16 protein-coding genes are annotated in these 24,197 nt (G+C 53.2%); 13 read left to right on the top strand and 3 right to left on the bottom strand.

The features are described from left to right. The first annotated feature begins 565 nt into the window (after positions 1 to 565). The 5 genes from RB297_RS18245 to RB297_RS18225 all read left to right on the top strand — a co-directional run bounded on the left by RB297_RS18245 (position 566) and on the right by RB297_RS18225 (position 9,872). Positions 566 to 1,534, top strand: coding sequence for an ABC transporter permease (locus tag RB297_RS18245; RefSeq protein WP_050802821.1), 969 nt, complete (start codon positions 566 to 568; stop codon positions 1,532 to 1,534). A 16-nt stretch (positions 1,535 to 1,550) separates the two neighbouring features. Further along, entirely contained in the window at positions 1,551 to 2,468 is a 918-nt protein-coding gene (locus RB297_RS18240) for a carbohydrate ABC transporter permease (RefSeq protein ID WP_375121077.1), read from the top strand. 288 nt (positions 2,469 to 2,756) lie between these two features. Then, complete coding sequence (locus tag RB297_RS18235) at positions 2,757 to 4,289, top strand: extracellular solute-binding protein (RefSeq protein WP_096772987.1); 1,533 nt, start codon at positions 2,757 to 2,759, stop codon at positions 4,287 to 4,289. 124 nt (positions 4,290 to 4,413) lie between these two features. Next, positions 4,414 to 9,063, top strand: a complete 4,650-nt coding sequence (locus RB297_RS18230) for an S-layer homology domain-containing protein (RefSeq protein WP_375121076.1) — start codon at positions 4,414 to 4,416, stop codon at positions 9,061 to 9,063. A gap of 701 nt (positions 9,064 to 9,764) precedes the next feature. Further along, positions 9,765 to 9,872, top strand: coding sequence for a hypothetical protein (locus RB297_RS18225; protein ID WP_015734120.1), 108 nt, complete (start codon positions 9,765 to 9,767; stop codon positions 9,870 to 9,872). A 23-nt stretch (positions 9,873 to 9,895) separates the two neighbouring features. Here RB297_RS18225 and RB297_RS18220 read toward each other — a convergent pair whose 3' ends face one another. Continuing rightward, on the bottom strand, positions 9,896 to 10,657 hold the full coding sequence (locus RB297_RS18220; RefSeq protein WP_375121075.1) for an aminoglycoside adenylyltransferase domain-containing protein: 762 nt from the start codon (positions 10,655 to 10,657) through the stop codon (positions 9,896 to 9,898). A 184-nt stretch (positions 10,658 to 10,841) separates the two neighbouring features. Here RB297_RS18220 and RB297_RS18215 point away from each other — a divergent pair, with 184 nt between their 5' ends. After that, positions 10,842 to 11,549 (top strand): 4'-phosphopantetheinyl transferase family protein, encoded by a 708-nt coding sequence (locus tag RB297_RS18215; RefSeq protein ID WP_375121074.1) that lies wholly within the window; start codon positions 10,842 to 10,844, stop codon positions 11,547 to 11,549. 74 nt (positions 11,550 to 11,623) lie between these two features. On the opposite strand, the gene RB297_RS18210 is transcribed toward RB297_RS18215, so the two are convergent. Next, positions 11,624 to 13,198: an FAD-dependent oxidoreductase gene (locus RB297_RS18210; RefSeq protein WP_375121073.1), complete on the bottom strand. Its 1,575-nt coding sequence runs from the start codon at positions 13,196 to 13,198 to the stop codon at positions 11,624 to 11,626. Between the two features lie 145 nt (positions 13,199 to 13,343). Continuing rightward, positions 13,344 to 15,656 (bottom strand): helix-turn-helix domain-containing protein, encoded by a 2,313-nt coding sequence (locus tag RB297_RS18205; RefSeq protein ID WP_375121072.1) that lies wholly within the window; start codon positions 15,654 to 15,656, stop codon positions 13,344 to 13,346. Between the two features lie 198 nt (positions 15,657 to 15,854). Here RB297_RS18205 and RB297_RS18200 point away from each other — a divergent pair, with 198 nt between their 5' ends. The 7 genes from RB297_RS18200 (at position 15,855) to RB297_RS18170 (ending at position 24,189) form a co-directional block, all read left to right on the top strand. Next, positions 15,855 to 17,393, top strand: a complete 1,539-nt coding sequence (locus RB297_RS18200; RefSeq protein ID WP_375121071.1) for an extracellular solute-binding protein — start codon at positions 15,855 to 15,857, stop codon at positions 17,391 to 17,393. Positions 17,394 to 17,603: 210 nt separating this feature from the next. Continuing rightward, complete coding sequence (locus tag RB297_RS18195) at positions 17,604 to 19,142, top strand: extracellular solute-binding protein (protein WP_036672196.1); 1,539 nt, start codon at positions 17,604 to 17,606, stop codon at positions 19,140 to 19,142. A 150-nt stretch (positions 19,143 to 19,292) separates the two neighbouring features. Beyond that, positions 19,293 to 20,186, top strand: a complete 894-nt coding sequence (locus RB297_RS18190) for an ABC transporter permease (RefSeq protein WP_375121119.1) — start codon at positions 19,293 to 19,295, stop codon at positions 20,184 to 20,186. 21 nt (positions 20,187 to 20,207) lie between these two features. Continuing rightward, the gene (locus tag RB297_RS18185; protein WP_009592190.1) at positions 20,208 to 21,086 is read left to right on the top strand and encodes a carbohydrate ABC transporter permease; all 879 of its coding nucleotides are present in this window, start codon (positions 20,208 to 20,210) and stop codon (positions 21,084 to 21,086) included. A 46-nt stretch (positions 21,087 to 21,132) separates the two neighbouring features. Beyond that, positions 21,133 to 22,542, top strand: coding sequence for a family 43 glycosylhydrolase (locus RB297_RS18180; protein ID WP_375121118.1), 1,410 nt, complete (start codon positions 21,133 to 21,135; stop codon positions 22,540 to 22,542). A gap of 14 nt (positions 22,543 to 22,556) precedes the next feature. Beyond that, complete coding sequence (locus RB297_RS18175; protein ID WP_375121070.1) at positions 22,557 to 23,675, top strand: hypothetical protein; 1,119 nt, start codon at positions 22,557 to 22,559, stop codon at positions 23,673 to 23,675. 181 nt (positions 23,676 to 23,856) lie between these two features. Next, positions 23,857 to 24,189: a cupin domain-containing protein gene (locus RB297_RS18170; RefSeq protein ID WP_375121069.1), complete on the top strand. Its 333-nt coding sequence runs from the start codon at positions 23,857 to 23,859 to the stop codon at positions 24,187 to 24,189. The last annotated feature ends 8 nt before the right edge of the window (positions 24,190 to 24,197 follow it).

The following is a 24,197-nucleotide window of genomic DNA, read 5'->3' as shown; positions in this document are numbered from 1 at the left end:
ATCGGCAGGGCGGAAGTAATCACCCGCGCAGAATGGTTGAGGCTAGGGAGGCCAAGCTCGGCGCAGAGCAGAGGAGGCCTCGCTTGGCGACGAAGCACGGCATTGCCGTATTTCGAATGCCAACGCCATGATTGAAACGGCTTCAACGGAGCAGGCGGAATTGTTCTGGAGAAGCGGCAGCGGTCCCCTTTATCACCGGATTTCTACATTATCTATCCATTCGGAAGAAATCCGGGGGTAACAGGGATCGGAAGAACAATCCGCATGCGGAGTGATGAACAATCCTCTTTTTTTGATGTGGGTTTAAAGGCTCCTAGGGGTTCAAATAGCGTATGCTTTGAATCCAGTTATGAATTTCGTTGCCAACGGTTCGCCGATCGTCACAAGTTAACATCCCATGAAACACCCACCGCAGACCCATGGCAGAATTACTGACGTCCGTGCCCCAACACAACATCATATTACCATAAATAGTAATGATCCTCGCCTACTCAGTCCCTGCGCAGGGAATTACAATTTGTAGTAACCAAGGAGATTGAATCAATAGAAAGGGGGAGACGAGTCGATGAAACCCACGCTAGAACCATCGCCCGCACCGCATAGAGAGATGAAGCCAAAACGAGGGTATTGGGGCCGTTTAGGGTCCGATATATGGAAAGAGTGGGATCTTTATCTGCTGCTCGTGCCGGGCATTTTGTTCATTTTACTGTTCAAGTACACGCCGATGTACGGGATCACGATCGCATTTAAGGATTTCAACATCTTCACCGGATTTGCCGACAGCCCGTGGGTAGGATGGAAGCATTTCGAGAAGCTGTTCACGTCGCCGGATTTTGCTCAGGTATTCAAAAATACGGTCATCATCAGCTTCCTGAAAATCGTGATCTTGTTTCCGCTCCCTATCATTATCGCACTGATGCTCAATGAGCTGAGGCATATGGTATTTAAACGCACGGTGCAAACCGTCATCTATCTTCCGCATTTCCTGTCCTGGGTCATCGTTGGCGGATTGTTTATCGATTTGCTGTCAACGAATGGAGGAATCGTCAACAAATTGCTGGTGTCTCTGGGCATGGAGCAGATTGCGTTCTTCCTGGATAACAGCGTGTTCCGGAGCGTGCTGATCACGTCGGCGGGATGGAAGGAAACGGGCTGGAGCACCATCGTATATTTGGCAGCGTTTACAATGATCGATCCGATGCTGTATGAAGCGGCGAAGATTGACGGCGCCGGACGCTGGAAGCAGTTGTGGCATATCACGCTGCCGGGGATTGCTCCAATCATTGTCCTGATGTTTATCCTGCGGCTGGGGAATGTGCTGGAAGCGGGAACCGAGCAGATTCTGGTCATGTACAACCCGGTGGTGTACCAGGTGTCGGATGTCATTGGTACCTATGTTTACAGGCAAGGCTTAGGGAACCAGGACTACAGCTTCTCGACCGCGGTCGGCTTGTTCGAAGCGGTGATATCGTTCACGTTGGTCATTCTCGGCAATGCCATGAGCAGAAAATACTTACAGCGCGGGATCTGGTAAAGAAAGGGTGGCACAAATGGATCACAAAAAAGCTTTGGAAGGAACAAACACCACCCGAGGTGTCATCAAAACGTCGTTCTCGGAAAAATGCTTCTCGGTATTTAATTATACGTTCTTCATCGTGATGGGTTTAACGACCCTGCTGCCTTTCATGAACCTGATCGCGAAATCCCTGAGCAGCGAGGGAGCCGTCATATCGGGTCAGGTTGGGCTGCTCCCGGTCGGGGTTCAATTCGAAACGTACAAGTACGTGCTGCAGGATTCCATGTTCTTGAATTCGCTCAAGGTGTCCATCTTACTGACGATCGTCGGAACGGCTTGCAGCTTGTTTTTGACCACGCTGACGGCTTATCCGTTGTCCAAATACCGGCTGCGCGGACGGAAAGGCCTTCTGTTGATCTTCGTATTCACGATGCTCTTCAGCGGCGGACTGATTCCGACTTACCTGCTCATGCAGAATTTGAATCTGGTGAACTCCTTCCCGGTGTTATTCCTGCCGGCGATGGTGAATGTGTACAACATGCTGATCATCAAAAACTATTTCGAGGGTCTTCCGGATGAGCTGGAGGAATCCGCCAAGCTGGACGGCGCGGGGAACATCCGCATTTTGGTTTCGGTCATCGTGCCGCTCTCGCTCCCCGTCATGGCAACGATCGGATTGTTCTTTGCGGTTGCTTTCTGGAACGACTATTTTGCAGCGATGATCTACATTACCGATCCGGCGATCAAACCGATGCAGCTGTACCTGAAGGAACTGCTGGTTTCGTCCAGCGGGGATTTCCTGAAGGACAATGTCGACGCCGCGATCAACGCAACGCCGCAGTCCATACAAGCTTCGTCGATCCTGCTGGCAACGATCCCGATTTTGCTGGTGTATCCGTTCCTGCAAAAGTATTTTGTCAAAGGCGTGCTGGTGGGTTCGGTTAAAGGTTAGGGTCATCAGGTTTTCTGAAGATATCAGAAAGTATAAACTTTGGAGGATCTGCAGCCTGGTATCGCAAGAAAAACCACCGCTAAACGCGGTCTGTCTTCTTTGAGAGTACGTCGATAGACGTTTTTCTTAACATTATAGAAGTTATAATTTTCGGGGTCCCCGCAAAGAACCTGAATGGACTTCGGAGCAAAGCCCCACTTTGTGGGGGGATCTTAAAGGTGGTGATGCGCTTCGTATTGCTCAGCTGGCAGAATTCATTGAATTTCTCAATCACAAGGAGGGTTATCCATGATCAAGATTAAAAAATCCGCGGTACTAGCCGGGATTCTCGGATTCACGCTGGCGCTGTCCGGCTGCGGCGGCGGGGGAGGCGGCACGACGAACACGCCGGCGGCTCAGCCATCGGACACACCGGCGAGCACCCCGAAAGACGACGGGAACAAAGACACAACGGCTGAAAAACCAGGGCTGCGCATGATCATGCAATATGGATTGTTTGATCCGAAGACCGAATACGTGGCCAAGTACATCCAGGAAAGAACCGGGTTCAACGTGGAATACGAGCTGCTGCCGGCCGAGAACGCGGACGAGAAGCTGAACCTGCTCGTGTCCAGCAAAGATAACTACGATCTGGTGAAATTGAATGCGGCCCAGTTCTACAATCTGGCCTCTGCGGGTGCGCTCGAGCCGATCGATGAGCTGTTGGAATCCCACGGCAACTATATTAAGCAGTCCATTAAACAAGAATCCTTCGGCAGTGCAACGATCGACGGCAAGATTTTCGGCATTCCTGAAACCGGAGCCGGCGTAAGCATCGGGGAGGAGCTTGTGGTCAGACAGGATTGGATGGATGAGTTAGGGCTGGCCACGCCTACGACCGCCGATGAGCTGTACAATGTGCTCAAAACGATCAAAGAGAAGAAAAAAGTCATTCCGCTCACCATGAGCAAGGACTCCCTGTATGGCGACATCGCAACGACATTCGGCATTTTGACCGATTGGAAAGAGGTTGACGGCAAGCTGGTGCATCGTGCCGAGCAGCCGGAAATGAAAGAATACATCACCTTTATGAACAAACTGTACAAAGAGGGTCTGCTGGACACCGAAACGCCGATCAATACCGCGCAAAAGTCCATCGAGAAATTCTCGGGCGGCAATGCGGCGATGTATAAGCTGGCATGGTGGAACGCAGGCACGACGATTGCCGCACTGGAGAAAAACTTCCCGGATGCCAAAACGTCCATCATTCCTTATCTGAAAGGCAAGGACGGCAAAGCCGTGGTCGGAGCGAAAGCGAACACCACTTGGTATGTAGCCATCCTGAAATCCTCGAAGAACAAGGAAGCCGCCATGGAATTCCTGAACGCAAAGATGGAGCCGGAGACCTTCAAAGGCATCGCGCTGGGTAAAGAAGGCGTCCACTATGAAGTGAAAGACGAAAAATACTATCCGATTCTGCCGATTTTCAATGATGAATTGAGTAATGCAAGCAGCTTCCTGACAGGGGTAGACGAAGAGAAATACCCGATCTACTGGCAGGCACGCGTACGTAAAGATCCGATTCTGCAAGCGCATTTCGAAGCCTTCCAGAAGAATGCCGAAGGCATCATCGTTGTGGATCCGATGTCAACGGCACCGCCGATTGAAGCCGTATCCAAAAACCTTCTGAAATTGACGACCATGCTCGATGACAACGTGCTGCAATTCATTTCCGGAGCGAAGCCGATTGATGCTTACGATCAATTCCTGGCTCAATGGAGAGCCGAAGGTGGAGCCGATATGGTGACCGCAGCAAATGAATGGTTTCAATCCACGAAGTAAATGACCTAAACGAAAAAGCAGTCTGCGCAAGCAGCTGCTTTTTCAAAATTCGTAAAGGGGGTGACTGTTGAATTTATATTCACGTGATCGTTCATTCTGAATAAAAGAAGGGTGGTATTCCTTGATGTATCGTTTATTTCGCAGGCGGATCGCGCTGCTCCTCAGTTTGTCGCTGATCGTATCGCTCATCGTGCCGATTGGTTCTTCCGCGTTCGCGGATAACGAAATTGCCCCGGCTCAAAGCGCGGTTCCCGAGCCGGTTACGCTGGTCTCCCAAGGCGGAAACAGTCTGGAATTCACGGATATCAACGTGGCAGGCGACGCGCTGGAGAGCAAAAATGACTACTTGGCGCTGTACACGAGCGGTGCTTCGGTTACGGGCTCCGTGTACACCGATGAGGTATGGGTTCCCACGCTTCATGTTGCGGTCTCGGTGGATGCCGGCGGTCAAGTGCTGGACATTCTCGGACCGAAAGACGATCCTCCGACTGCCTGGGATCCGGGCACGCTGCTGCCGATTCCGGCCGGCGGTTATGTTGTCGTGGCCGGCGGGACGCTTCCGTGGGAGCAATCCGCTTTTCAAAAGCCTCTCTTTAATCAAAACAAAACAGGAGATTCGGTGAAGCTGATGCGCGCGGGCGTCGAAGTGAAAGCAGCCGATTTCCTGCCGGATCAGCCGGGGCCAGGGCCGGATCCGCTGCCTCCGGAGCTGCATCTGCTTACGCCAAACGATGCGACCGTGGATATCCCGGTCATTGAGATTGCGGGTTTTGTGGCGAACTATGCCGCGGACCTGGATTTAAGCGTGACCGTCAATGGCGATGAAACGGCGCTTACGGCGGATGGCGTGTTCCGCACGAATGTGTATTTGGAACCGGGCCCGAACGCGGCTGAGGTAAAGCTGTTTAAGGGAGACGGCGAATTGGCCGTCCAAACGCTGAACATCGTGTACGAACCGATCGAGAACCAGGATTATATTGAAGTCGAGGCGGCACCGAAGGATATTACGATCGACATCGAAGGTCCGCGCAAGAAGCTGGATTACGTCGATAAGGATGTCACGGGCGTGCCGAACATCGTGGCGGTATTTACGAGAGATTACGGCAGCTCCATCACGATTCCCCAGACTAATGTGGCCGTGCAGGTGGATGCCAACAACCGCGTATTGCTGGTGGTCAATCCTTCGATCAACGGCAAGCCTCCGGTATGGACCGGACCGACCGATCTTGAAATACCCGAAGGCGGTTATGTGCTGATGGCACAGGACAACAGCTATGCAGGCAACAACATCAAGCGGTATTTGGCCGAGAACTTTAAGGTCGGCGACATGATCAAGCTGCGCAAGAACGGGGAAGTGGTTCAGGTACGCGACATCATGAGCGGCAACGGCCTCATTGCACGGCTCACGCTGGATAACCAGACGATGTACACCGTAACGGAAGGCAGCACCGCCATCACGGGGCGCATCGACAACATAGACGATGTTGCGGCGATCAAGCTGCTGGTGAACGGGAACGAGATTCCGTTTGAAGGGGATGGCACCTTCACTCACAATTATACGTTAACGAACGGCACCAACTATATCGAAGTGAAAGTGATGAAGAATGACATCGAGCAGGATGTGCGTCATTTGGCCGTGTTTGCCAGACCTGGTTTTTCTCCGGAAAAAGAAGTCATTCTCTGGGTGGACCAGGCATCCAATGCGAGAAAGTTCAAAACCAGCGAGGATGTTTTGGCATTCCTGCAAAAAGCCAAGGAAACGGGCGTGACTTCGGTCGCGTTTGACGTGAAGGGCGTTGAAGGCTATGTTTCGTACAAAAAGAACGATTTGACGGGCAGACCTTACGTCAGCGAGATCAAAGCACCCGAAAAGGCGGGGGCAAGTCCGGATCTGGACCTGCTGCAGGAGTTCATTGACCATGGTCATGCCCTGGGATTAGAGATCCATGCGGCGATCAACGTGTTTGCCGAAGGATCGATCGCCCATAACGAGTATGCGGTTCTGAACGACCATCTCGACTGGGAAGAACGCGTGTATTTCCCTGAAAACAACGGCGAGATCAAGCGTCTGCGCGAAAGCAAAAAGCAGGGCCTGGTTGCCTTCGTCAATCCGTCCAATGACGAGGTCCGCGATTATCAGCTCAGAACGTTCGAGGAAATCATCAAGAACTACGACGTGGACGGGGTCGTCCATGACCGAAGCCGGTATGACAACGAAGGGGCCGATTTCAGCGACGAAACCCGCGTGAAGTTCGAGCAGTTTTTGCAGGCCCGGGGCAAGCAGCTTGACAATTGGCCAAACGATATCTTCTCCTATGAAAACAATGTAAGGGTATACGGTCCGCTGATTCAGGACTGGTGGGAATTCCGCTCGGGCACGATTCAGAGCTTCTTCGGCGAAGTGAAGGCGCTGGTGGATTCCTATGAAGTCTCAGAAGGCAGAAAGATCGAGGTATCCTCTTATGTAGGATCCTGGTATGAGACGTATTATCTAAACGGCGTCAACTGGGGCAGCAAGAACTTCCGGTTCAATCCCGCACTCGGCATGCCGGACGAATCGGTGTATACGGAGGAATATTACCAAACCGGATACATCGAGTATTTGGATTTTCTGATGATCGGAGCTTATCAGACCACCAGTCAGGAAATCCAGAAATACATTACGCTCGGCAATATCGTAACGAACGGGGAAATTCCGCTGTATGCAGGCATTGCCATGAACAACGTGCAGGCGCCGGCCGTCCAGCGCGAAGTATTCCAGGCGGGGCTGAAGTCCACGAACGGCCTGATGCTGTTTGACGCATCCCAGGTCAACTGGCCGATCGCGGCTGCCGCTCTCCAAGATAAGGAGTGGGTGAAGGACTACCAGCTCGGCATGAGCTTGCCGGGAAGCCCGGATTCGTTCCTTGAAGGCAATTTCTATAATATCAACCGGATCGAGGGCAACGTCAACGTGATGACGGAAGCCTTCGGATACTCCACAGGCACGAACCGCTTCGGGGTTGAAGTGGTTGTGGATAACACGGGTCACGTGACGCGAGTAGTCAACCGGAACCAAGCGATCAACTGGAGCTGGGGAGCCCCGGAAGAGAATAACAGCGTCATACCTGCGGGAGGTTTTGTTATTTCCGCTCTGGATCCGTCAGGCACAAGAACGCTTCGTCAGCTCGTGGCCAATGCTTACAATACGGGCGACCAGGTTCGTTCGGCCGTATTAAGCGGGCTGATGGACGACGAAGGCAAGGAAACGCGCGCCAGCCAGCTTGCGTTGACAGGGCTGGTCGAAGTTCTCGGACCCGGCCAAGCGGCCGTGAAGGTGAACGGTGCCGATGCGACCCTGTCGGCGAAAGGTGAATTTACAGCGAACGTGCCGCTGCAAACGGGCGCCAATTCGATCACCGTAGACGTATTCGTTGACGACTTCAAAACAAACAGCAAGACGTTTGAGGTCATCCGGACTTCTACCGGAGACGGCGGATCCGATCCGGGAAATCCGGGCGGAGGATCCGGTTCACCTGGTGGAGGAACGACGCCGCCCCCTCCAAAACCGACCGAACCCGAGCGCTTGAACATCAAGAAAGAGACGGCACCGGACGGCAGGACGGTCATCATAGCGGATGCAAACGAGAAGTCTTTGCTCGATGATGTGGCACGGCTTAGCAAGCTGCCTGCGGCTTCACGCTTGCTTACGTATTCGGTGACCGACGCTTCGGATTCCGTCATTCTTCACTTGCCGGTTCAAGGGCTGAGCGCCGCCGTGAAAGACCTGCCGGGGGGCTCCATCGTGTTGGAATCCTCCCAAGGGCGATTGGAAATACCGCTCCAGTCGCTGACGGAAGCTCTGCAGCAGCGAGGGACGGCGGAAAGCTTGCAGATCCGCGTCGGGTTTGCTTCGAAAGAAGAAGAGGACCGGATGAAGGCAGCACTGGAGGAGGGAGCCTCCATGCTGGATGCAGCGCTTGCCATAACCTTGGCTTGGAAACAAGGTGACAAGTTGTCGACACTTCCGGCACTGAAAGGGCCTTACGCTAAGTTTACGAAGGTTCTATCCCGTGTCGCCAGTCCATCCCAAACGACGGTGCTGCGGATGGATCCGGCTTCCGGCAAGCTGGTCTTCGTACCGGCGCTCATTCGCACATCGAACGGTACCTCCCAAGCGGAGTTCAAATGGAGGGAGAGCGGTGTTTATTCCGTTGTCTCTCATGCGAAGACATTTGAGGATTTAAGCAGTCATTGGGCCAGCGAGGACGTATCGCTGCTGGCCTCGAAAAAATTGATTGAAGGACTGAGCGATACGCGTTTTGGTCCGAACGAGCCGATCACGAGAGCGCAGTTCACGGCCATGCTCGTCCGTGCGCTCGGGTTGAAGGATCAGGGAGCCGACACGGGCTTCCAGGACGTAAAGGCAAACGATTGGTTTGCGTCCGCTGTCGCTACGGCTGTGGAGAGTGGGCTGATCGAAGGCTTCAGCAATGGCACATTCCGTCCGGACGAGGAGATTACCCGTGAGCAGATGAGTGTCTTGCTGCTCCGGGCGCTGAAGCTTGCCGGCAAGGATCTGGAGACAGGAGACTCCGGCTCCATATTGGAAGGGTTCAAGGATCGTGACCGCATCGCATCCTGGTCCGAAGAGGCCGTGTCGGCCATCGTCCATTCAGGTCTGATGGAGGGACGTTCTTCTGACAAGTTCGTTCCAAAGGCACATTCTACCCGTGCTGAAGGAGCAGTCGTATTAACCAGAATGCTGCAGATGGCAGAATTCATTAATCGTTAAAGCCAAAGACCCGTTCGATCCTATCGAACGGGTCTTTGTTATGTACCAGGGCGTTGCGCATAAGCAACGATCTATTGAATACGGATAGATCATTATCGATCCGTATCGTTAGTGTTATTTTTTATTCTTAAGTAAACCCATCTAACAATCAACAGTATCAGGAAGGAGGTTGTTACGTACCAAGGAGTTGCGTTACCAACGAATCTGCCGAGCAAGAAAACACCGATAAATAGAAGAATGAATATAACAACCTTCAACCGATTCCCTCCTGTCGATCGTGAGACTGTAATAGACTTTCTAAATCTAAGTGGGGTTTTAGTGCATCGCTGCGGCTACTGACCCAACCTTCAGTTGAATAGCTTCATCATCAGTCGCGGGATATATAACACGGTATCAGATATGAGGGTAACGATGTTTGCCCAGTTTTCTATACGGGATCTTCCAAACCTGAACTTTTTCATATTAAGCACCTCGCTTCAGAATGAGATCAGCATCTTAAAGTAAATATTACGCAGGAACCTGTACAAAGTTCCAATAAATAGGAGGTGAGCGGATGTACCGAACCCTGCTTCGGACATGCAGGAGGCATGACATGGAAATTAGACTCATGCACATTCTGATCATCATTGCCGAAATGCCCTGTCTAAGGGCATCCGTTTACATAAACTGTACCATACCATCACACAAGGAGGTTTATATCGATGAGCTACGATAAATGCTGCTACGGCGGCGGATACGGAACTTCGGTAGGCATTGTTCTGGTATTGTTTATTCTGTTGGTTATTGTATTAAGCACCTTTTGGATTTAAGTCATGATGAGCATCCTCGTCAATCATAAAGCCTTTCGGATTCGCTCCAGCATGTCGCCGGCAAACGCGACGAGTCCTTCCGGTGCGGATTCCGCGGGTTTCCCGGCTCCGCCGGTATATTGATGCAGGGCATGCTCGATCATCGGATGATACTGCGAGGGAAGTGCGCGAAGCCCCCATTCGCCTCCTTCTTTTTTGGAGGACACCACGCCTTCCCTCAGATAGTACAGCACCCGGCAAAGGTTCAGCGTGTAATACACAGGAGAGGCGGTAATATCCTGTACCGCACTCTCTACATCCTCGAGGACGGCTTGAACGTAATAGGATCGGTCCACGGGCGGGAAGACCTCGCGAACGGGTTTGCCGTACAGTGCAATGCCCCGATGATAGATCACGGTATAATGGGCGGCCAGGTCCGCATCTTGGAATCCGCCGCATAGGTAATCGTCATCGGCCAGATACCTCTCGCGATGGAAGGCGGAGTAGTGGAATTCGAATGGTGGCGGATAGACGAGCTCCCGAAGACTGGACTCCAGGACCAGGCTCAGTTCCAAACCCTGCTGATTGGCCATTCCATCGTGGAGGGCTATGAGTTTGTTGGCAAGCCGCCTCAATTGATCCCGGGACGGCTGCCTTGCTGCCACGACCAGCAGATCCACGTCGCTTGCTTCCGGGTTGAAACAGCCCATAGCCAAGGAACCATGCAAGTAAACGCCGACCAAATGGCTGCCCAGCTCCTCCGTAAACAAGTCCACCGCTTGATCCAAAACCGATTGCGTGTCCAATCGAACCCCCACCTTCATTTAAACGATAATTTTCTCCATTATGGTAGGGTGGTCTTTCCGTTGTCAATGATCATTCCTTCCCCCGTATATGAGGAAAAGGCAGTAGGAGGGCGGAAAGAAGCAGGGGAACGGTACGTACATATCGAAGTGAACACGGGACAATGTTTAGAGAAAGGGCGGAGTTATGGACACTTTTAATGAGAATCAGCCTAGCGCTGTGGAGGTCTACGCGATCCGGAATTCGGATCATATCCGCGACGAAACGTTTCGGGCCTTGTTCCAGAGGCTGTCCCCTGGTCGACAGGAGTATGTGTCCAAGTTCAGAAGGGCGAGCGATTACCAACGTTCGGTGCTTGGCGATGCCTTGGCCCATCGCATGCTTCGGGATAAGCTGGGACGGGAACGGACGAATATGGAAATCATCAGAAACGCTTACGGCAAACCATTCTTGAAGGATCATGATAACCTGCATTTTAACGTCTCCCATTCCGGGCAGTGGGTCGTGTGCGCCGTCGGCTATGAGCCGGTCGGGATCGACGTCGAGAAAATGGAGAACATCGATATGGATATCGCCAAACGTTATTTCCATAAAACCGAGTTTAACGCGCTGCTTAACTGCCCTCCATCCGAACGGCTTTCCCGCTTCTTTGATTTATGGACGCTAAAAGAAAGCTACATCAAGGCCGTTGGCAAAGGCTTGCATCTGCCGTTAGATTCTTTTGTAATGGAGCGGCAAGGCGTTGAATGGGAGTGGGCACCCGTGGTTGGCGAGAACGGAGGAACCTACTATTTTAAGCAATACGCGCTGGAAGAAGGGTACAAGCTGTCGGTGTGCAGCATGGATCGCCATTTCCCCGAGCAGATTCAATACGTAACGGCTGATGAGTTATAAAATGGAAAAACCAAAACCAGCTCAGGGCGTTGTCCTTGAGCTGGTTTTTGCAGCGGTTCTATAGCGGCGGCGGATCAGACGGGCCGGAGTGCCGGCCATGCCAGCTCGATGCCTTCGCTTACGAGCTTTTGCTGGAAGCTGGCCAGTCTTTCTTCGTCGTTCCGAACATCCGTCGGCAAAATGTCATGATCCAGGCAATGGCTGATGCAGTATCCGGCGGCCTCGCCGATGTTCCATTCTACGGGATGCAGCCGGTAGCAGCCGTTCGTAATGTGGGTGACCCCGATGTTTTTGCTGGCCGCCAGCACATTCTTCACCCGCTTCGGTATTAAGCTGCCCAGCGGAATTTGGAATGGCAGGGAAGAGATATCAATGTAAGGACGCTCACCCGTGCTCGGGTGCAAATCGATCCGGTAACAGCCGATACCGACGGAATCGTGGAACGTTTCGGCAACGCCGTCAGGGCGCGATTCGGTTGCCACATGCTGTTCCAGGACCGTGAACTCGGCCTGAATTCTTCTCGACTCACGGATGTAAGGATACATGGCCATTCCGTCTTCCGTTCCAACCACATCGGGACGCAGACGCAGTCCGGGATAACCCTGTCCGCCATCCGGCCGGGGCACCTCGGTTTGAAGCCAGTACAGCAGGGACAAGCTGAGCTGTTTGGCTTGATCAATATGATGGTCGGCCTCTTCCTTCGGCACATCGATAATGGAACCCAGCCAGTAGTCGTTCTGCGGCCAGTTCACTAGCGACACCGAACTGTCGAACGTACCTTCGGCAAAATGCTTCGGGTCCAGGATTTGACGGTATTGATAAAGCGGGAACTTGCCGTGTCCCGGGAAAATCTCATACTCGACCGGCTCATTCGTCGACGGCTTGACGGCGGTCAGGCTTAACAGCTTATCCGGCCAGAAATCGGGTTTATACTCCCGCCAAAAATCATAAAGCGCGGGCTTCTCAATCGTATGGTCTTCACCCTCCAGATAGTCGACGGCAAAACAATACGTAAAGCCTTGCATGTCCTGCGGCAGCGGATCGCCGTCGACGGCGTGCGGCTCCCCTGTTTGGGATTTGGACTCCGCACCGGTGACATATTCGATGCCTGCCAGCGGAAGCAGATCCCCTAGCTCGGTGGCATCCACGAAGAACGGGGCGCGGAGGACGATTTGATCCTCGGTTTCAAGATGACGCACGGTTACGCTGTCCACGCGATCCCCTGAAACGTCGGCAGACTCCGCCGCATATTGATACAGGATCGTCAGCCGCCCGCTGTGAATGTACGGGGCCAGCATTTGGTGCAGCACGGCGAGCGCCGTGCGGGGCTCATGGCACAGCCGGCTGACGATGCCGCTGCCGGGATTCAACTGCACGTTGGATCTGGCCTCGGGCGTCATGGGAAAATAATCGCGATAGTACTGGCGGACGCCTTCGCGGAACTGCCGGTAGCTGCGCGTGCAGCCAAAGGATTCAATCCACGGATGCTCGTCGGGCGGAACCGCCTGGCTGGTCAGCTGTCCCCCGATCCAAGTCGTTTCCTCGGTCATGATGACGGTTTTTCCTGATTTGGCGGCGGCAAGCGCAGCGGCTGTTCCTCCTGTCCCGCCGCCGAGAATGACGATATCGGCCTGCATTTCTCGTATCATGGCACAGATTCTCCTTTTGGGATGGTTTCGTAAATGATCAACAATCGGCACAAAAAGTGACTATTCTAATTGTAGATGCTCATCCTTAGGAAAAGTACGGGACACAGGTGACCTTTTTTGGTAATCTGATGCCGTTTTACAAGGCTTATGATCCGGTTTTGTATTTGCTGCGGTATTGCCCGGGCGTCATCCCCTCCAGCTTGCGGAAGGACCGGATAAAGTTCTGCGAATTGTTGTAACTCAGCTTCTCCGCAATATCCTTAATGGGCATATCGGTTTCGACAAGCCATTTCTTGGACATCTTGAAGCGGTATTGGGACAGGTATTCGCTGAAGGACATGTTGGTTTCTTTCTTGAACACGCTGCTTAGATAAAAATTGTTGTAATGGAGGCGCGAAGCACATTCCTCAAGCGTAATGTTGCGGTCGAATTCCTTGCGGATCATCTCGATCATCTGCTCGGAGAGGTTCTGGTATTGAGAGTCCTGGCGATCCCTGAACACACTCACCATCGGCCGGATGATCCGGGATTTGAACCAGCTCTCGATATCGGGATTGGTGTAGAGCCGAAGAAGCTCCTCCACGAGGGAGCTGTCCCGGATGTCAAGCTGCTCCAGCATGATCCCGTTCTCCTGCATCACGATCATCAGGTCATTCAACAGCCGGATGAGCGAGATTTGATACTCATGCGGCGTCCGGTCCTTGCGAAACACCTCGTCCAGCCACTGCCTCAGAAGCTCCACGGCCCGTTCCTCGTCAGCCAGCTTGATGGCATCGATCAGCTCGTTCTCCACCTGCATCGGGTAGAAGTAGACCCGGGTATGCTTGCCGGAGTTCAGGCTGAAATAAGGGACGATGACGCCGGTTCCCAGCTTGATGCGGTGTTTCAGGGCTTCAAGCCCTTCCTGGTAAGCGCGCGACGTTTTGGACAGGTTGTCGTAAGGCAGGCTGATGCCGATGCTGACCTCCAGGTCCAGGAAACTTCGCGTCGTCTTCTGGATCTCCTCCGATAGGGTATACACATAATCGTTGAATGCCTCAGGCGTGATGCCGCCTCGTCCGATGAGCGTAACCTGCGTAAGGTCGATAATGACGGAGGGGAGCCGGTGGGAGAAGGGGATCATCTCCTCGATGATATTGTTGACGGCAAACAGCAGCAAATCCCGGTCTTTGCGTTCATAGCGGGTTTCGTCCAGCATGTCGATCTGGAGGGTGAAGACCGCCAGCTGTTCCCATGCGGATACTTGCTCCTTGAAGCCGAACATCTCGATTTGTTCCATCGCTTCGGGCGGATTGATCTTGCCCAGGAACAGTTTATGGAGGAAAAAGGTGCGCACCTGCTGGCTCGTCTGCCGAAGCTCGCTGCGGAGCTTGGTATTCGAATTGAACATATCCCGGATATGTTCGTCGATGACTTGCAGCTCGCTCTTTTTGTTCGCTTGGATTTCCGGGAGACGCTCCACGATATTTTCGAAAATGTGACGGATCGGCGTATACATCTTCCGCGTTCCAAGCCATACAATCAGGACGCTGAAACCGATCATCAGCAGGCAGATATACAGCGTGAACCAGCCGATGGAACGGGACTCCTTCGTGATGGCGGACATTTCGGTGAAGGAGGCATACAGCCAGCCGTTAAAATCGGAACGCACGTACGTAACCGACACTTGCCTGTTGTCGATCTTCGTCTCGAACTGCCCCGATTTGCTGTCAAAATGGTCCAGCTCCGCCTCCGCATACCCGGTATCGGTCAGATATAGTCCCAGTTTCCCTTGCTCCGGATGTACAACGATCCGGTAATTGTGGTCCAGCACCATGACCTCCCGGGATTCGGAAGGGCTGTCCATCATGGCGGCAAGACTGCAGCTGGGAATGGTGGCAAGGGCGACGCCTCGGGCGCTGGAGGAAGAGAGCGGCATTTTCTTCACAAGGGCGATCGTATAGGGGCAGGCATAACTGAGCGTATCGCTGGAGCCGAGGGATTCGGTCTCCAGCATCATCCAATTGGAGTTTCCTTGCAGCTCGAGAAGCTTCAGGAGCGTCCCTTTGGAAGCGTATTCATTAAATTCGTACATGCCCCGGTTATTGATCAGCCAGTTGCTTGTCGCATTCGCAAGAATGACGTCCGTTACTTTGGTTTCGGGAGACTGCAGCAGACTCATCTCTTCTCTCAGTTTGTTATACAGCTGGAAGTCATAATAGGACAGGGGACGATATAAGGCGCTTTGCAGCATGTTGGAATTGATGACGTAATTCAGTGTATAGTCTACGGTCCTCAGCACCTGTTCAAGATTGCTGTTCGTTTGATTCATGATCTGGATGTTGCTGCTGTTGACATGGTTTTGCACGGAGGTGGATGATTTCATGAACGAGAAGAAGCCGAGGGCCACAAGAGGAATGATGCTGATGAAGCAGCCGAACAGGACCATTTTAGAATAAAAGCTACTTTTTGGATGCAATAGGTACACCTTCCTGTTTAACAAAGTGTATAATCATTGTATGGGCAACCCCCGTTACATTCAATAATCATTTCAAAATGAATAATCACTGGATTTGATCATCCTGGTTTGTCATGAAAAAAGATGTACATATGATATGATCGTCTCAGTCACCTGGGATCCGCAAGAAACATGGGGGAACGGAGGTAGAACGGATTGATGACCCGTCTGTCAAACTATGTTATGCTTACGCTCGCTATCCTATTGGTATCGGCTGCTTGCATCACCATGGCCCGCTCATCGGGGGCGGATGGCGGAAATGCGTCTTTTGAACGCAGTACCCGCATTTCGATGATGGCCAACCTGCACACCACCGAGATTCCATCCGATCGGATCGAGAAAGAGATCGAGGAAAAAACGGGCGTTCAGCTGGACATCCAGTGGGTGCCGGACGGCAGTTATGATGAAAAAGTGTTTGCAGCGCTTGCGACAGGGACCTTGCCGCAAGTCCTCTATCTCAAGAATGCCGCATCCTTGTCCTACTTCAGGGATGAAATACGAAGCGGGCTGTTCTGGGAAATCGGCCCGTACCTTGACGGCTATCCGAATTTAAAGCGATTGAAGCCCGAGGTTTTAAGGAATACCGCTATTGACGGGAAGCTGTACAGCCTGTATCAGGAGCGTGCCTTGGCCCGATCGGGCATCATTTACCGGAAGGATTGGGCGGATCGGCTGGGGCTTCCGGCGCCGGAAACGCTTGACGATTTATACGAAATGCTGAAAGGGTTTACATTTAACGATCCGGACAACAACGGCATCGATGATACCATCGGCTTAACGGACCGCAACGACTTGATTTACGGGGCTTTCAAGACGATCAGCTCCTACTACAAAACGCCGAATCGTTGGGGATGGTACAACGATTCGTTGCAGCCGGAATTCGTCTTTCCGCAGTATATGGAAACGATGAGATTCTTTAAGAAGCTGCATAGCGAAGGACTGGTGAATGAAGATTTTCCGATTACCAGCAAGACGGACCAGCAGGAGCTGTTCATTACGGGGAAAGCCGGGGTCTATATCGGCGCGATGGGGGACGTCCTGTCTCTGCAGTCAAGGCTGCTGGCGAATGACCCTGAGGCCGTACTCGATGTTCAGAATCGGGTTCGCGGGCCGGAAGGGTTCGGGATATGGGCATCGCAGGGATACGGAACGGTCATCTTGTTTCCGAAGTCCGCGATCGCCACGGAAGAGGAATTGAAGAATGTGCTCTCCTTCTACGATGCGCTAATGAGTCCAGAGCTTGCGAACCTGATGTATTGGGGAATCGAGGGCACCCACTATACCGTACAGGATGGCAAAGCGGTGGCGGTGGATGCTTTTGAGCTGAGGGAGAAGGACGTGAAGCCTTACCAGGCTTTGATGGCCGGAAGCTTCAGCACCATCCCGGGCATGCTGGAGCCGGTTAACACGAATAAGGTCAAGGATAAAGCCGAGCGGCTGATTTATGATAATGAAAGCTTCCTCATCTATGATCCTACCGCACCGCTCGAATCTCCGCTGTATAACGAGATCGGCGTCCGATTGAATGAACGCATGCGGGACGCCACCTATCAATTCATGCTGGGAATGATCGATGAGAAGGGGTTCGAGGCGGAGATCGACCGTTGGCTTGAAGAAGGGGGGAGCCAGATTATCGAGGAATATGATGCTTCGTATCGAAGCACGGTGGGACCGTATCTGCATGAGAAATACCGCTAGGGGATTGATTTCCCCGGCGGTTTTTTTGTTGTCGCGCCATCATCGGCGATCCCATTGCCTATGTAATCATTAGATTTGATTCCCCCGGCTTCCTATGCCGGGTGCGGCCGAACTCCCCATATCCAATCGAAGGATTATATACGCACCGAGCTTCCGTCATCTAAGCTGTTTCTTGTCAGTCCTTAACCCAATTATAACGGAGGTCAGATGATGAAGAAGAAAAAAGCCAGTACCATCCTGGCAATTGTAACCGCTTTATCCGTGTTGGCGGGCTGTGGCGGCGGCTCCGCCCCTGCAGCAACCGGCAGCAGCACAAATGGAGGTCAGGCGCAAGGCGAGAAACCAAGCGAACCGGTTGCCATCTCGATCATGGCCAACCTTCACACCCCTGAAGTTCCTTCCGACATGATCGAGAAGCTGCTGGAAGAGAAAACGGGCACCAAGCTTGACATTCAGTGGGTGCCGGACGGCACTTACGACGAAAAGGTCAATGCATCCTTCGCAACCGGAACGCTGCCGCAGGTGACGTATCTGAAGAATGCCGCTTCGCTAGTGAATATGCGGGACGCGATCCGCAACGGGCAATTCTGGGAAATCGGGCCGCTGCTGGATCAATACCCGAACCTCAGCAAGCTGAAACCCGATGTGTTAAAAAACACGGCGGTGGACGGCAAAATCTATGCGTTATACCGTGAAGTGCCTTTGTCGCGCCAAGGCATCATTTATCGCAAGGATTGGGCCGACAAGCTTGGGCTCAGCGCTCCGACCAATATTGACGAGTTCTATAATATGCTGAAGCAGTTCAAGGAAAAGGATCCTGACGGCAACGGCCAAGACGACACGATTCCGTTGACGGACCGGAACGATCTGATCTATGGGGCATTCAAAACGATAAGCTCATGGCTCGGGACACCGAATAACTGGGGCGAGAAGGACGGCAAGCTGGCTCCCGAGTTCATGTTCCCCGAATATATGGAGACGATGAAATTCTTTAAGAAACTTCATCAGGAAGGGTTGATCAATCAGGATTTCCCGGTTACCAGCAAAACCGATCAGCAAAATTTGTTCATTACCGGCAAATCGGGCGTTTATATCGGAGCGATGGGGGACGTATCCAGCCTGCATCCCAAGGTCGTCGAAGTGAATCCGGATGCGGAGCTCGATGTTCAGAATAAAATCGAGGGAGGACCGAACGGCTTCGGAATCTGGTCGGTTCCCGGCTACGGCTCGGTGATACTCTTTCCGAAAACAGCCATCAAATCGGAGGAAGAACTGAAAGGAGTGCTTGCCTTCATGGATCAGCTGATGAGCCCTGAGCTCGGCAACCTGATCTATTGGGGAGTGGAAGGACAGCACCACCAGCTGGAGGAAGGCAAGGTCGTTCCTTCGGAGGACACCAAGCTGACCGATCGTGAAGTGAAGCCTTATCAAGCGATGCAGGTGGGCGGGCCGCTAACGATCGAAGGATTCTATGAGCCGAAGCATATGCTTCCTGTTAAAGCGAAGGCGGAGGAGATGATCGTGGAGAACAATGATTATCTCATAGAGGATCCTTCGGCTTCCCTGGACTCCAAGACGTTTAACGAAAAGGGCGTGCAGCTGCAGGAGATGATCAAGGACGGCACGTATCGGTTCATGCTCGGAGATCTGGACGAGGCCGGATTCCAAGCCGTCGTGGACAACTGGCTAAAGAGCGGCGGTCAGCAAATCATCGATGAGTTCAACGTTTCCTACGAATCTTCCAAATAACGAACATGCCAGCATCCCGAACGGCCGGAGACTGCAATGCTGCAGTCTCCGGCAGGCTTCGGGGCAGAAAGGAAGTCTGAGATCATGAGCGAAACCGCAGTGAAGACCGGGATGCGCAAGGACGCCCCCACAATACCGGAGTCCGGTCGAATGAGAAGAATCGTTAAAAACCGGGCGATCTATCTCATGATACTTCCGGGATTTTTATACTTCCTGATCTTTAAATACATCCCGATGTCGGGATTGATCATAGCCTTCCAGGATTATCAGGCTTATCTGGGCGTAACGGGCAGCCCCTGGGTGGGGCTCAAGCACTTTGAGCGGCTGTTTACCGAGCCGATGTTCTTCACGATATTAGGCAACACGCTGCTGCTGTTTTTCTTGAACCTGGCATTTTATTTCCCCGTGCCGATCATTCTTGCCTTAATGCTCAACGAGGTCCGGCGCGAAGCGTTTAAACGTTTTATCCAGACGCTGGTGTACATTCCCCATTTCATGTCGTGGGTCATCATCGTATCCATTTCGTTTGTCATGCTCTCGATGGATCGCGGCATTATCAATGAGCTGCTGGTTATGGCCGGATTCGAAAAAATCAATTTCCTGATGAGCAGCGAGTGGTTCAGGCCGATGTATGTCCTGCAGATCATCTGGCGTGAGGCCGGCTGGGGGACCATCATTTATTTGGCCGCCATGGCCGCGATTGATCCGGGTTTATACGAAGCGTCCCGAATTGACGGAGCCAGCCGCTTTCGGCAAATGTGGCATATCACGCTCCCTTCGATTCGAAGCGTGATCGTCGTTTTATTGATTTTGAAAATCGGCGACGTGCTGGAACTTGGGTTCGAACATATCTATCTCCTCTTAAACTCGATGAACCGGGATGTTGCGGAGATTTTCGATACGTATGTGTACACCGCGGGTCTGAAGCAAGGACAGTTCAGCTTCAGCACGGCGGTCGGGTTCTTTAAATCGCTGATCGGTCTCATTCTGGTGATGCTGGCCAATTGGCTGGCCAAAAAGGCCGGAGAAGAAGGCATCTATTAATTATGAGAAAGGTGGACCGCTATGGTACAAGATAAAACGATATCGAGCCGAATCTTCGATATCGTGAACTACACGCTGCTGTCGATCATCGGCCTCGTTACCATTCTGCCTTTCCTTCACGTCATCGCCGGATCGTTCACGACGGTGACGGAGCTGGCGCAGAAGCAGTTTGTCCTGTTTCCGACCGTATGGTCCCTTGACGCTTACAAATACGTGTTTTCGACCAATACGGTTTTTCGTTCGCTAGGCGTTTCCGTTGGAGTAACCTTCCTGGGCACTTTGTTCAGCATGCTGTTAACCTGCCTGATGGCCTACGGGCTGTCGCGCAGGGATCTGGATGGCCGAAATTTCATCATGTTCATGGTCTTGTTCACGATGCTGTTCAGCGGGGGGATGATACCGACGTTCCTCGTAGTGAAGGAGATGGGGCTCATCGATACGTATGCGGCCTTGATTGTCCCGACGGCGATCAATGCCTTCAACCTCATCATCATGCGAAACTTTTTTCAGAACCTGCCCGAGGGGCTGGAGGAATCCGCAAAAATCGACGGGGCCGGCGATTGGGGCATCCTGTTCCGAATCGTGATTCCGCTGTCGATGCCTGCCATTGCAACGATATCGCTCTTTTATGCGGTTACCTACTGGAATACGTATATGTCGGCGATTCTGTACCTGAATGACGCGGCCAAGTGGCCTGTGCAGGTCATCCTGCGGCAGATCGTCATTCTTGCCAGCGGCTTGACGGCCGATACGTCCGGCATGGACGAATTCGTCCGCCCGCCGGAGCAGACGGTGAAGATGGCGGTCATCGTCATTGCCACGCTGCCGATACTATGCGTGTATCCGTTCCTGCAGAAGCATTTTGCGAAGGGCGCGCTGCTGGGATCCATCAAGGGATAGAGAGGAGCGAAGGAGCGTGTTGGAAAAGAAACGGCATGCGCCGATCATGGCCGGCAATTATGCGGACCCGTCGATCATCCGGGTCGGCGAGGATTATTACATGACGCATTCATCCTACAAGCTGACGCCCGGGCTCGTCATCTGGCATTCGCGTGATTTGCTGAATTGGAGCCGGGTCGGGGCCGCACTGCCCCATTACGAGGGAGATGTGTGGGCGCCGGATTTCGTCGCGCATAACGGGAGGTATTACATCTATTATCCGGCAGGGCGGACGAATTGGGTCGTTACGGCATCCAGTCCGGCGGGACCGTGGAGCAAGCCGATCAATCTGGGGATCAAGGGAATTGATCCGGGGCATACGGCAGGACCGGACGGAAAGCGTTATTTGCATATGTCGGGCGGTGATTTTGTAGAGCTTACGGCAGACGGGCTCGCGGTCGCGGGCGAAGTGAGGCATGTGTATAACGGCTGGCGGTATCCGGAGGAGTGGGTCGTAGAGGCATACAGCCTGGAAGGGCCGAAGATGACCGTTCGCGACGGATATTATTATCTGACGGTAGCTGTCGGGGGGACGGCAGGACCGCCTACAAGCCATATGGCTGTATCGTCAAGATCCCGAACGCCATGGGGGCCGTGGGAGCATTCGCCTTATAACCCGGTCGTTCATACGGAATCCAAGGAGGAGCCCTGGTGGTCCAAGGGACATGCCTCGCTGATCGACAGTCCTGACGGCCAGTGGTGGATGGTCTACCATGCATATGCGGGCGGATTCCATTCGCTCGGTCGGCAGACGTTGCTCGAACCGATCGAATGGACCTCGGACGGGTGGTTTCATGCTGCGGAAGGCCATGAGAGGCTTGACCGGCATGTTGGGTCGCACGACGAAGAAGAAATCGATGCGGTAAATCAAAGCGTTTCATTCAGGGATACCTTTGCCGGATCTGAACTGGGCCTTCATTGGCAGTGCGAAGGCGTGGAGCCTTCCACCCGGTTCCGTCCGGGGAATCATCAGTTGGCAGCCGAAGCAGCACCCGAGGAAGCCAAAGCTTCTCCGCTGCTCTACATGGCGGGCCATAAGCGTTACTCAGCAGAGGTCGAGATTATCGTGGAGGGTCCGGCGGAGGGCCGACTGCTGCTCTATTACAACGATGCGGCATATCTCGGCATGGGAGTCAACGAGCGCGGAGTCCGGCATTTCCGGTCATTCAAGGGATACGGCACGATGCCGAACCATACTCGCAGGGCATTTCTGCGGTTGGTTAACGATGCGCATATCGTTTCGTTCTATTACAGCTTCGAGGGGACGCAGTGGATCCGGTACGACAAGGTCGCGGATGTTTCAGGGTTCCATCATAACACGTTTGGCGGATTTCAGAGTCTCCGCGTCGGATTGGATGCCATCGGCAAAGGCAGGGTGATTTTCCGGAACTTTTCATATAACGTCATAAGCAGCTGAAAGAAGGGGTAGAAATGGCACAGGGATTAGAGGATATTCTGGCAGGCGGCGACAGGCTGTTTGAAGGCTTCTTCGAATGGCTCGAGGGGCAATACGACGCGGCTTCCGGCGGTTTCTATTATGCCCGCAGTTCACGGGATTCCGAGGCGTTCGTTCCGGACATCGAGTCGACCGCGCAGGCATTGGGCATTATCGAGCGATGCGGGCTTCTGCAAAGACTGTCCGATGGCATCAAGGCGGGGCTCGTGCGGTTTTTTCAGTCCAAACAAGACCCCGCGACGGGTTACTTTTATGATGCCGATCCCAATATGAGAACAGACGATGTGATGGTGGGACGAGCGCTTGGGTACAGCGTGGGAGCACTCCGCAAGTTGGGTGCAGCCCCCTTGCACCCGCTGCCGGGCAATCGGCATTTGGCTCCGGCATACTGCCGCTCTCCCGAGGAATATGCGGAGTGGCTGCGCTCGATCAGTCTGGTGAACAGCTGGCGCGGCTGCGATCGTCTGTGTAATTCGGCCCCTTATTTATCCCAAATGCCGCAGGAAGAGAGGGGGCCGTTTTTGCGTAAGGCGCTGTCGTATTTTGCGAGCATGCAAGATCCGGCGACGGGGCTGTGGGGCGAAGGCACGCCATATGTCCGAATATCGGGAACCTTCAAGCTGCTGACGTTCTATAATCGGTTTCAAGCTCCCTTGCCGCGGATATCGGAAATATACCATTCGTTGATGCGTGCGCTGCAAAGCGAGGAGGCCGTTGATATGTGTTATGTCCGGAACCCGATCAGTCTCCTCACATCGATGAAGCTGCGCATCCCGGAGCAGGATGTTCGGATCATCGCGGAAATCACCTTGCAGAATATGGCGCGTCTCAAACGCGCGGACGGCGGATTTTCACGGGAAATCGATCATTCCCCGCCGGCGCCGAATGTGGCCCAGGTAAAGCCGGGAGAGTATTATCCCGACATGCCGGAGGCGGTTCCGCTGGGCAATGGAGAGGTAGAGGGGGATATGAATGCGGGAACCCAGGCGATTCTGATCCGCTATTCGCTGCGGGAGCTGGGCGGGCTGCAGGAGCGAAAGCTGGATGCCGCCGATTCCGCATTCTCCAATCTTCGGGCAGCTGCAGATATATAGTTGCGGGTTTGAAGGCAAGGACCTTCTCATTAAGAAAGATCCATCTTCGTGCGGACATTTCGATTTTTTTGGTGATGGCCATAGGAAAATGCATGACCTTCGCCGAAGAAGTAGAAAGCTCGTTTACGGAAGAATCGATGGCGCGAAAATAAGGCGCTTGGCACAGGAGAGGAGAAAGAGGATGGCGGAGATCGGGGTTTGGGAGCACGCGGAGCCCGGTGTGACGAGGAAGGTATTTAAACCTGGGACCGGTCTGATGATGATGGAGGTTCACTTTGAAGCAGGAGCGGAAGGGGCACTCCACAGTCATCCCCATGAGCAGATGAGTTATTGCCTGAAGGGAGCCATTGAATTCTATATCAACGGCGAGACGACCCTTGTGCGTCAGGGAGACACCATCGTCATTCCCGGCGGAGCGGAGCATGGCGTGAAAGCACTCGAGCCATCCGCTCTTTTGGATGCGTTTACACCGTTGAGGCTTGATTTGCTTGGACCCGAAGAGAGTTGCGGCTGAAAGAAATC

Origin of the sequence: Paenibacillus sp. CR_12 (genome assembly GCF_041953985.1) — a bacterium.
GTDB lineage: Bacteria > Bacillota > Bacilli > Paenibacillales > Paenibacillaceae > Paenibacillus_AQ > Paenibacillus_AQ lautus_A.
The sequence above is the reverse complement of the archived record's forward strand: the minus strand, read 5'-3'. Positions and strand labels throughout refer to the sequence as shown.

What these genes read in the sequence shown, in the direction of transcription:
- RB297_RS18245 (WP_050802821.1), top strand. Translation starts at nt 566, where the DNA reads ATGAAACCCACGCTAGAACCATCGCCCGCACCGCATAGAGAGATGAAG.
- RB297_RS18240 (WP_375121077.1), top strand. Translation starts at nt 1,551, where the DNA reads ATGGATCACAAAAAAGCTTTGGAAGGAACAAACACCACCCGAGGTGTC.
- RB297_RS18235 (WP_096772987.1), top strand. Translation starts at nt 2,757, where the DNA reads ATGATCAAGATTAAAAAATCCGCGGTACTAGCCGGGATTCTCGGATTC.
- RB297_RS18230 (WP_375121076.1), top strand. Translation starts at nt 4,414, where the DNA reads ATGTATCGTTTATTTCGCAGGCGGATCGCGCTGCTCCTCAGTTTGTCG.
- RB297_RS18225 (WP_015734120.1), top strand. Translation starts at nt 9,765, where the DNA reads ATGAGCTACGATAAATGCTGCTACGGCGGCGGATACGGAACTTCGGTA.
- RB297_RS18215 (WP_375121074.1), top strand. Translation starts at nt 10,842, where the DNA reads ATGGACACTTTTAATGAGAATCAGCCTAGCGCTGTGGAGGTCTACGCG.
- RB297_RS18210 (WP_375121073.1), bottom strand. Translation starts at nt 13,198, where the DNA reads ATGATACGAGAAATGCAGGCCGATATCGTCATTCTCGGCGGCGGGACA.
- RB297_RS18200 (WP_375121071.1), top strand. Translation starts at nt 15,855, where the DNA reads ATGACCCGTCTGTCAAACTATGTTATGCTTACGCTCGCTATCCTATTG.
- RB297_RS18195 (WP_036672196.1), top strand. Translation starts at nt 17,604, where the DNA reads ATGAAGAAGAAAAAAGCCAGTACCATCCTGGCAATTGTAACCGCTTTA.
- RB297_RS18190 (WP_375121119.1), top strand. Translation starts at nt 19,293, where the DNA reads ATGAGAAGAATCGTTAAAAACCGGGCGATCTATCTCATGATACTTCCG.
- RB297_RS18185 (WP_009592190.1), top strand. Translation starts at nt 20,208, where the DNA reads ATGGTACAAGATAAAACGATATCGAGCCGAATCTTCGATATCGTGAAC.
- RB297_RS18180 (WP_375121118.1), top strand. Translation starts at nt 21,133, where the DNA reads ATGGCCGGCAATTATGCGGACCCGTCGATCATCCGGGTCGGCGAGGAT.
- RB297_RS18175 (WP_375121070.1), top strand. Translation starts at nt 22,557, where the DNA reads ATGGCACAGGGATTAGAGGATATTCTGGCAGGCGGCGACAGGCTGTTT.
- RB297_RS18170 (WP_375121069.1), top strand. Translation starts at nt 23,857, where the DNA reads ATGGCGGAGATCGGGGTTTGGGAGCACGCGGAGCCCGGTGTGACGAGG.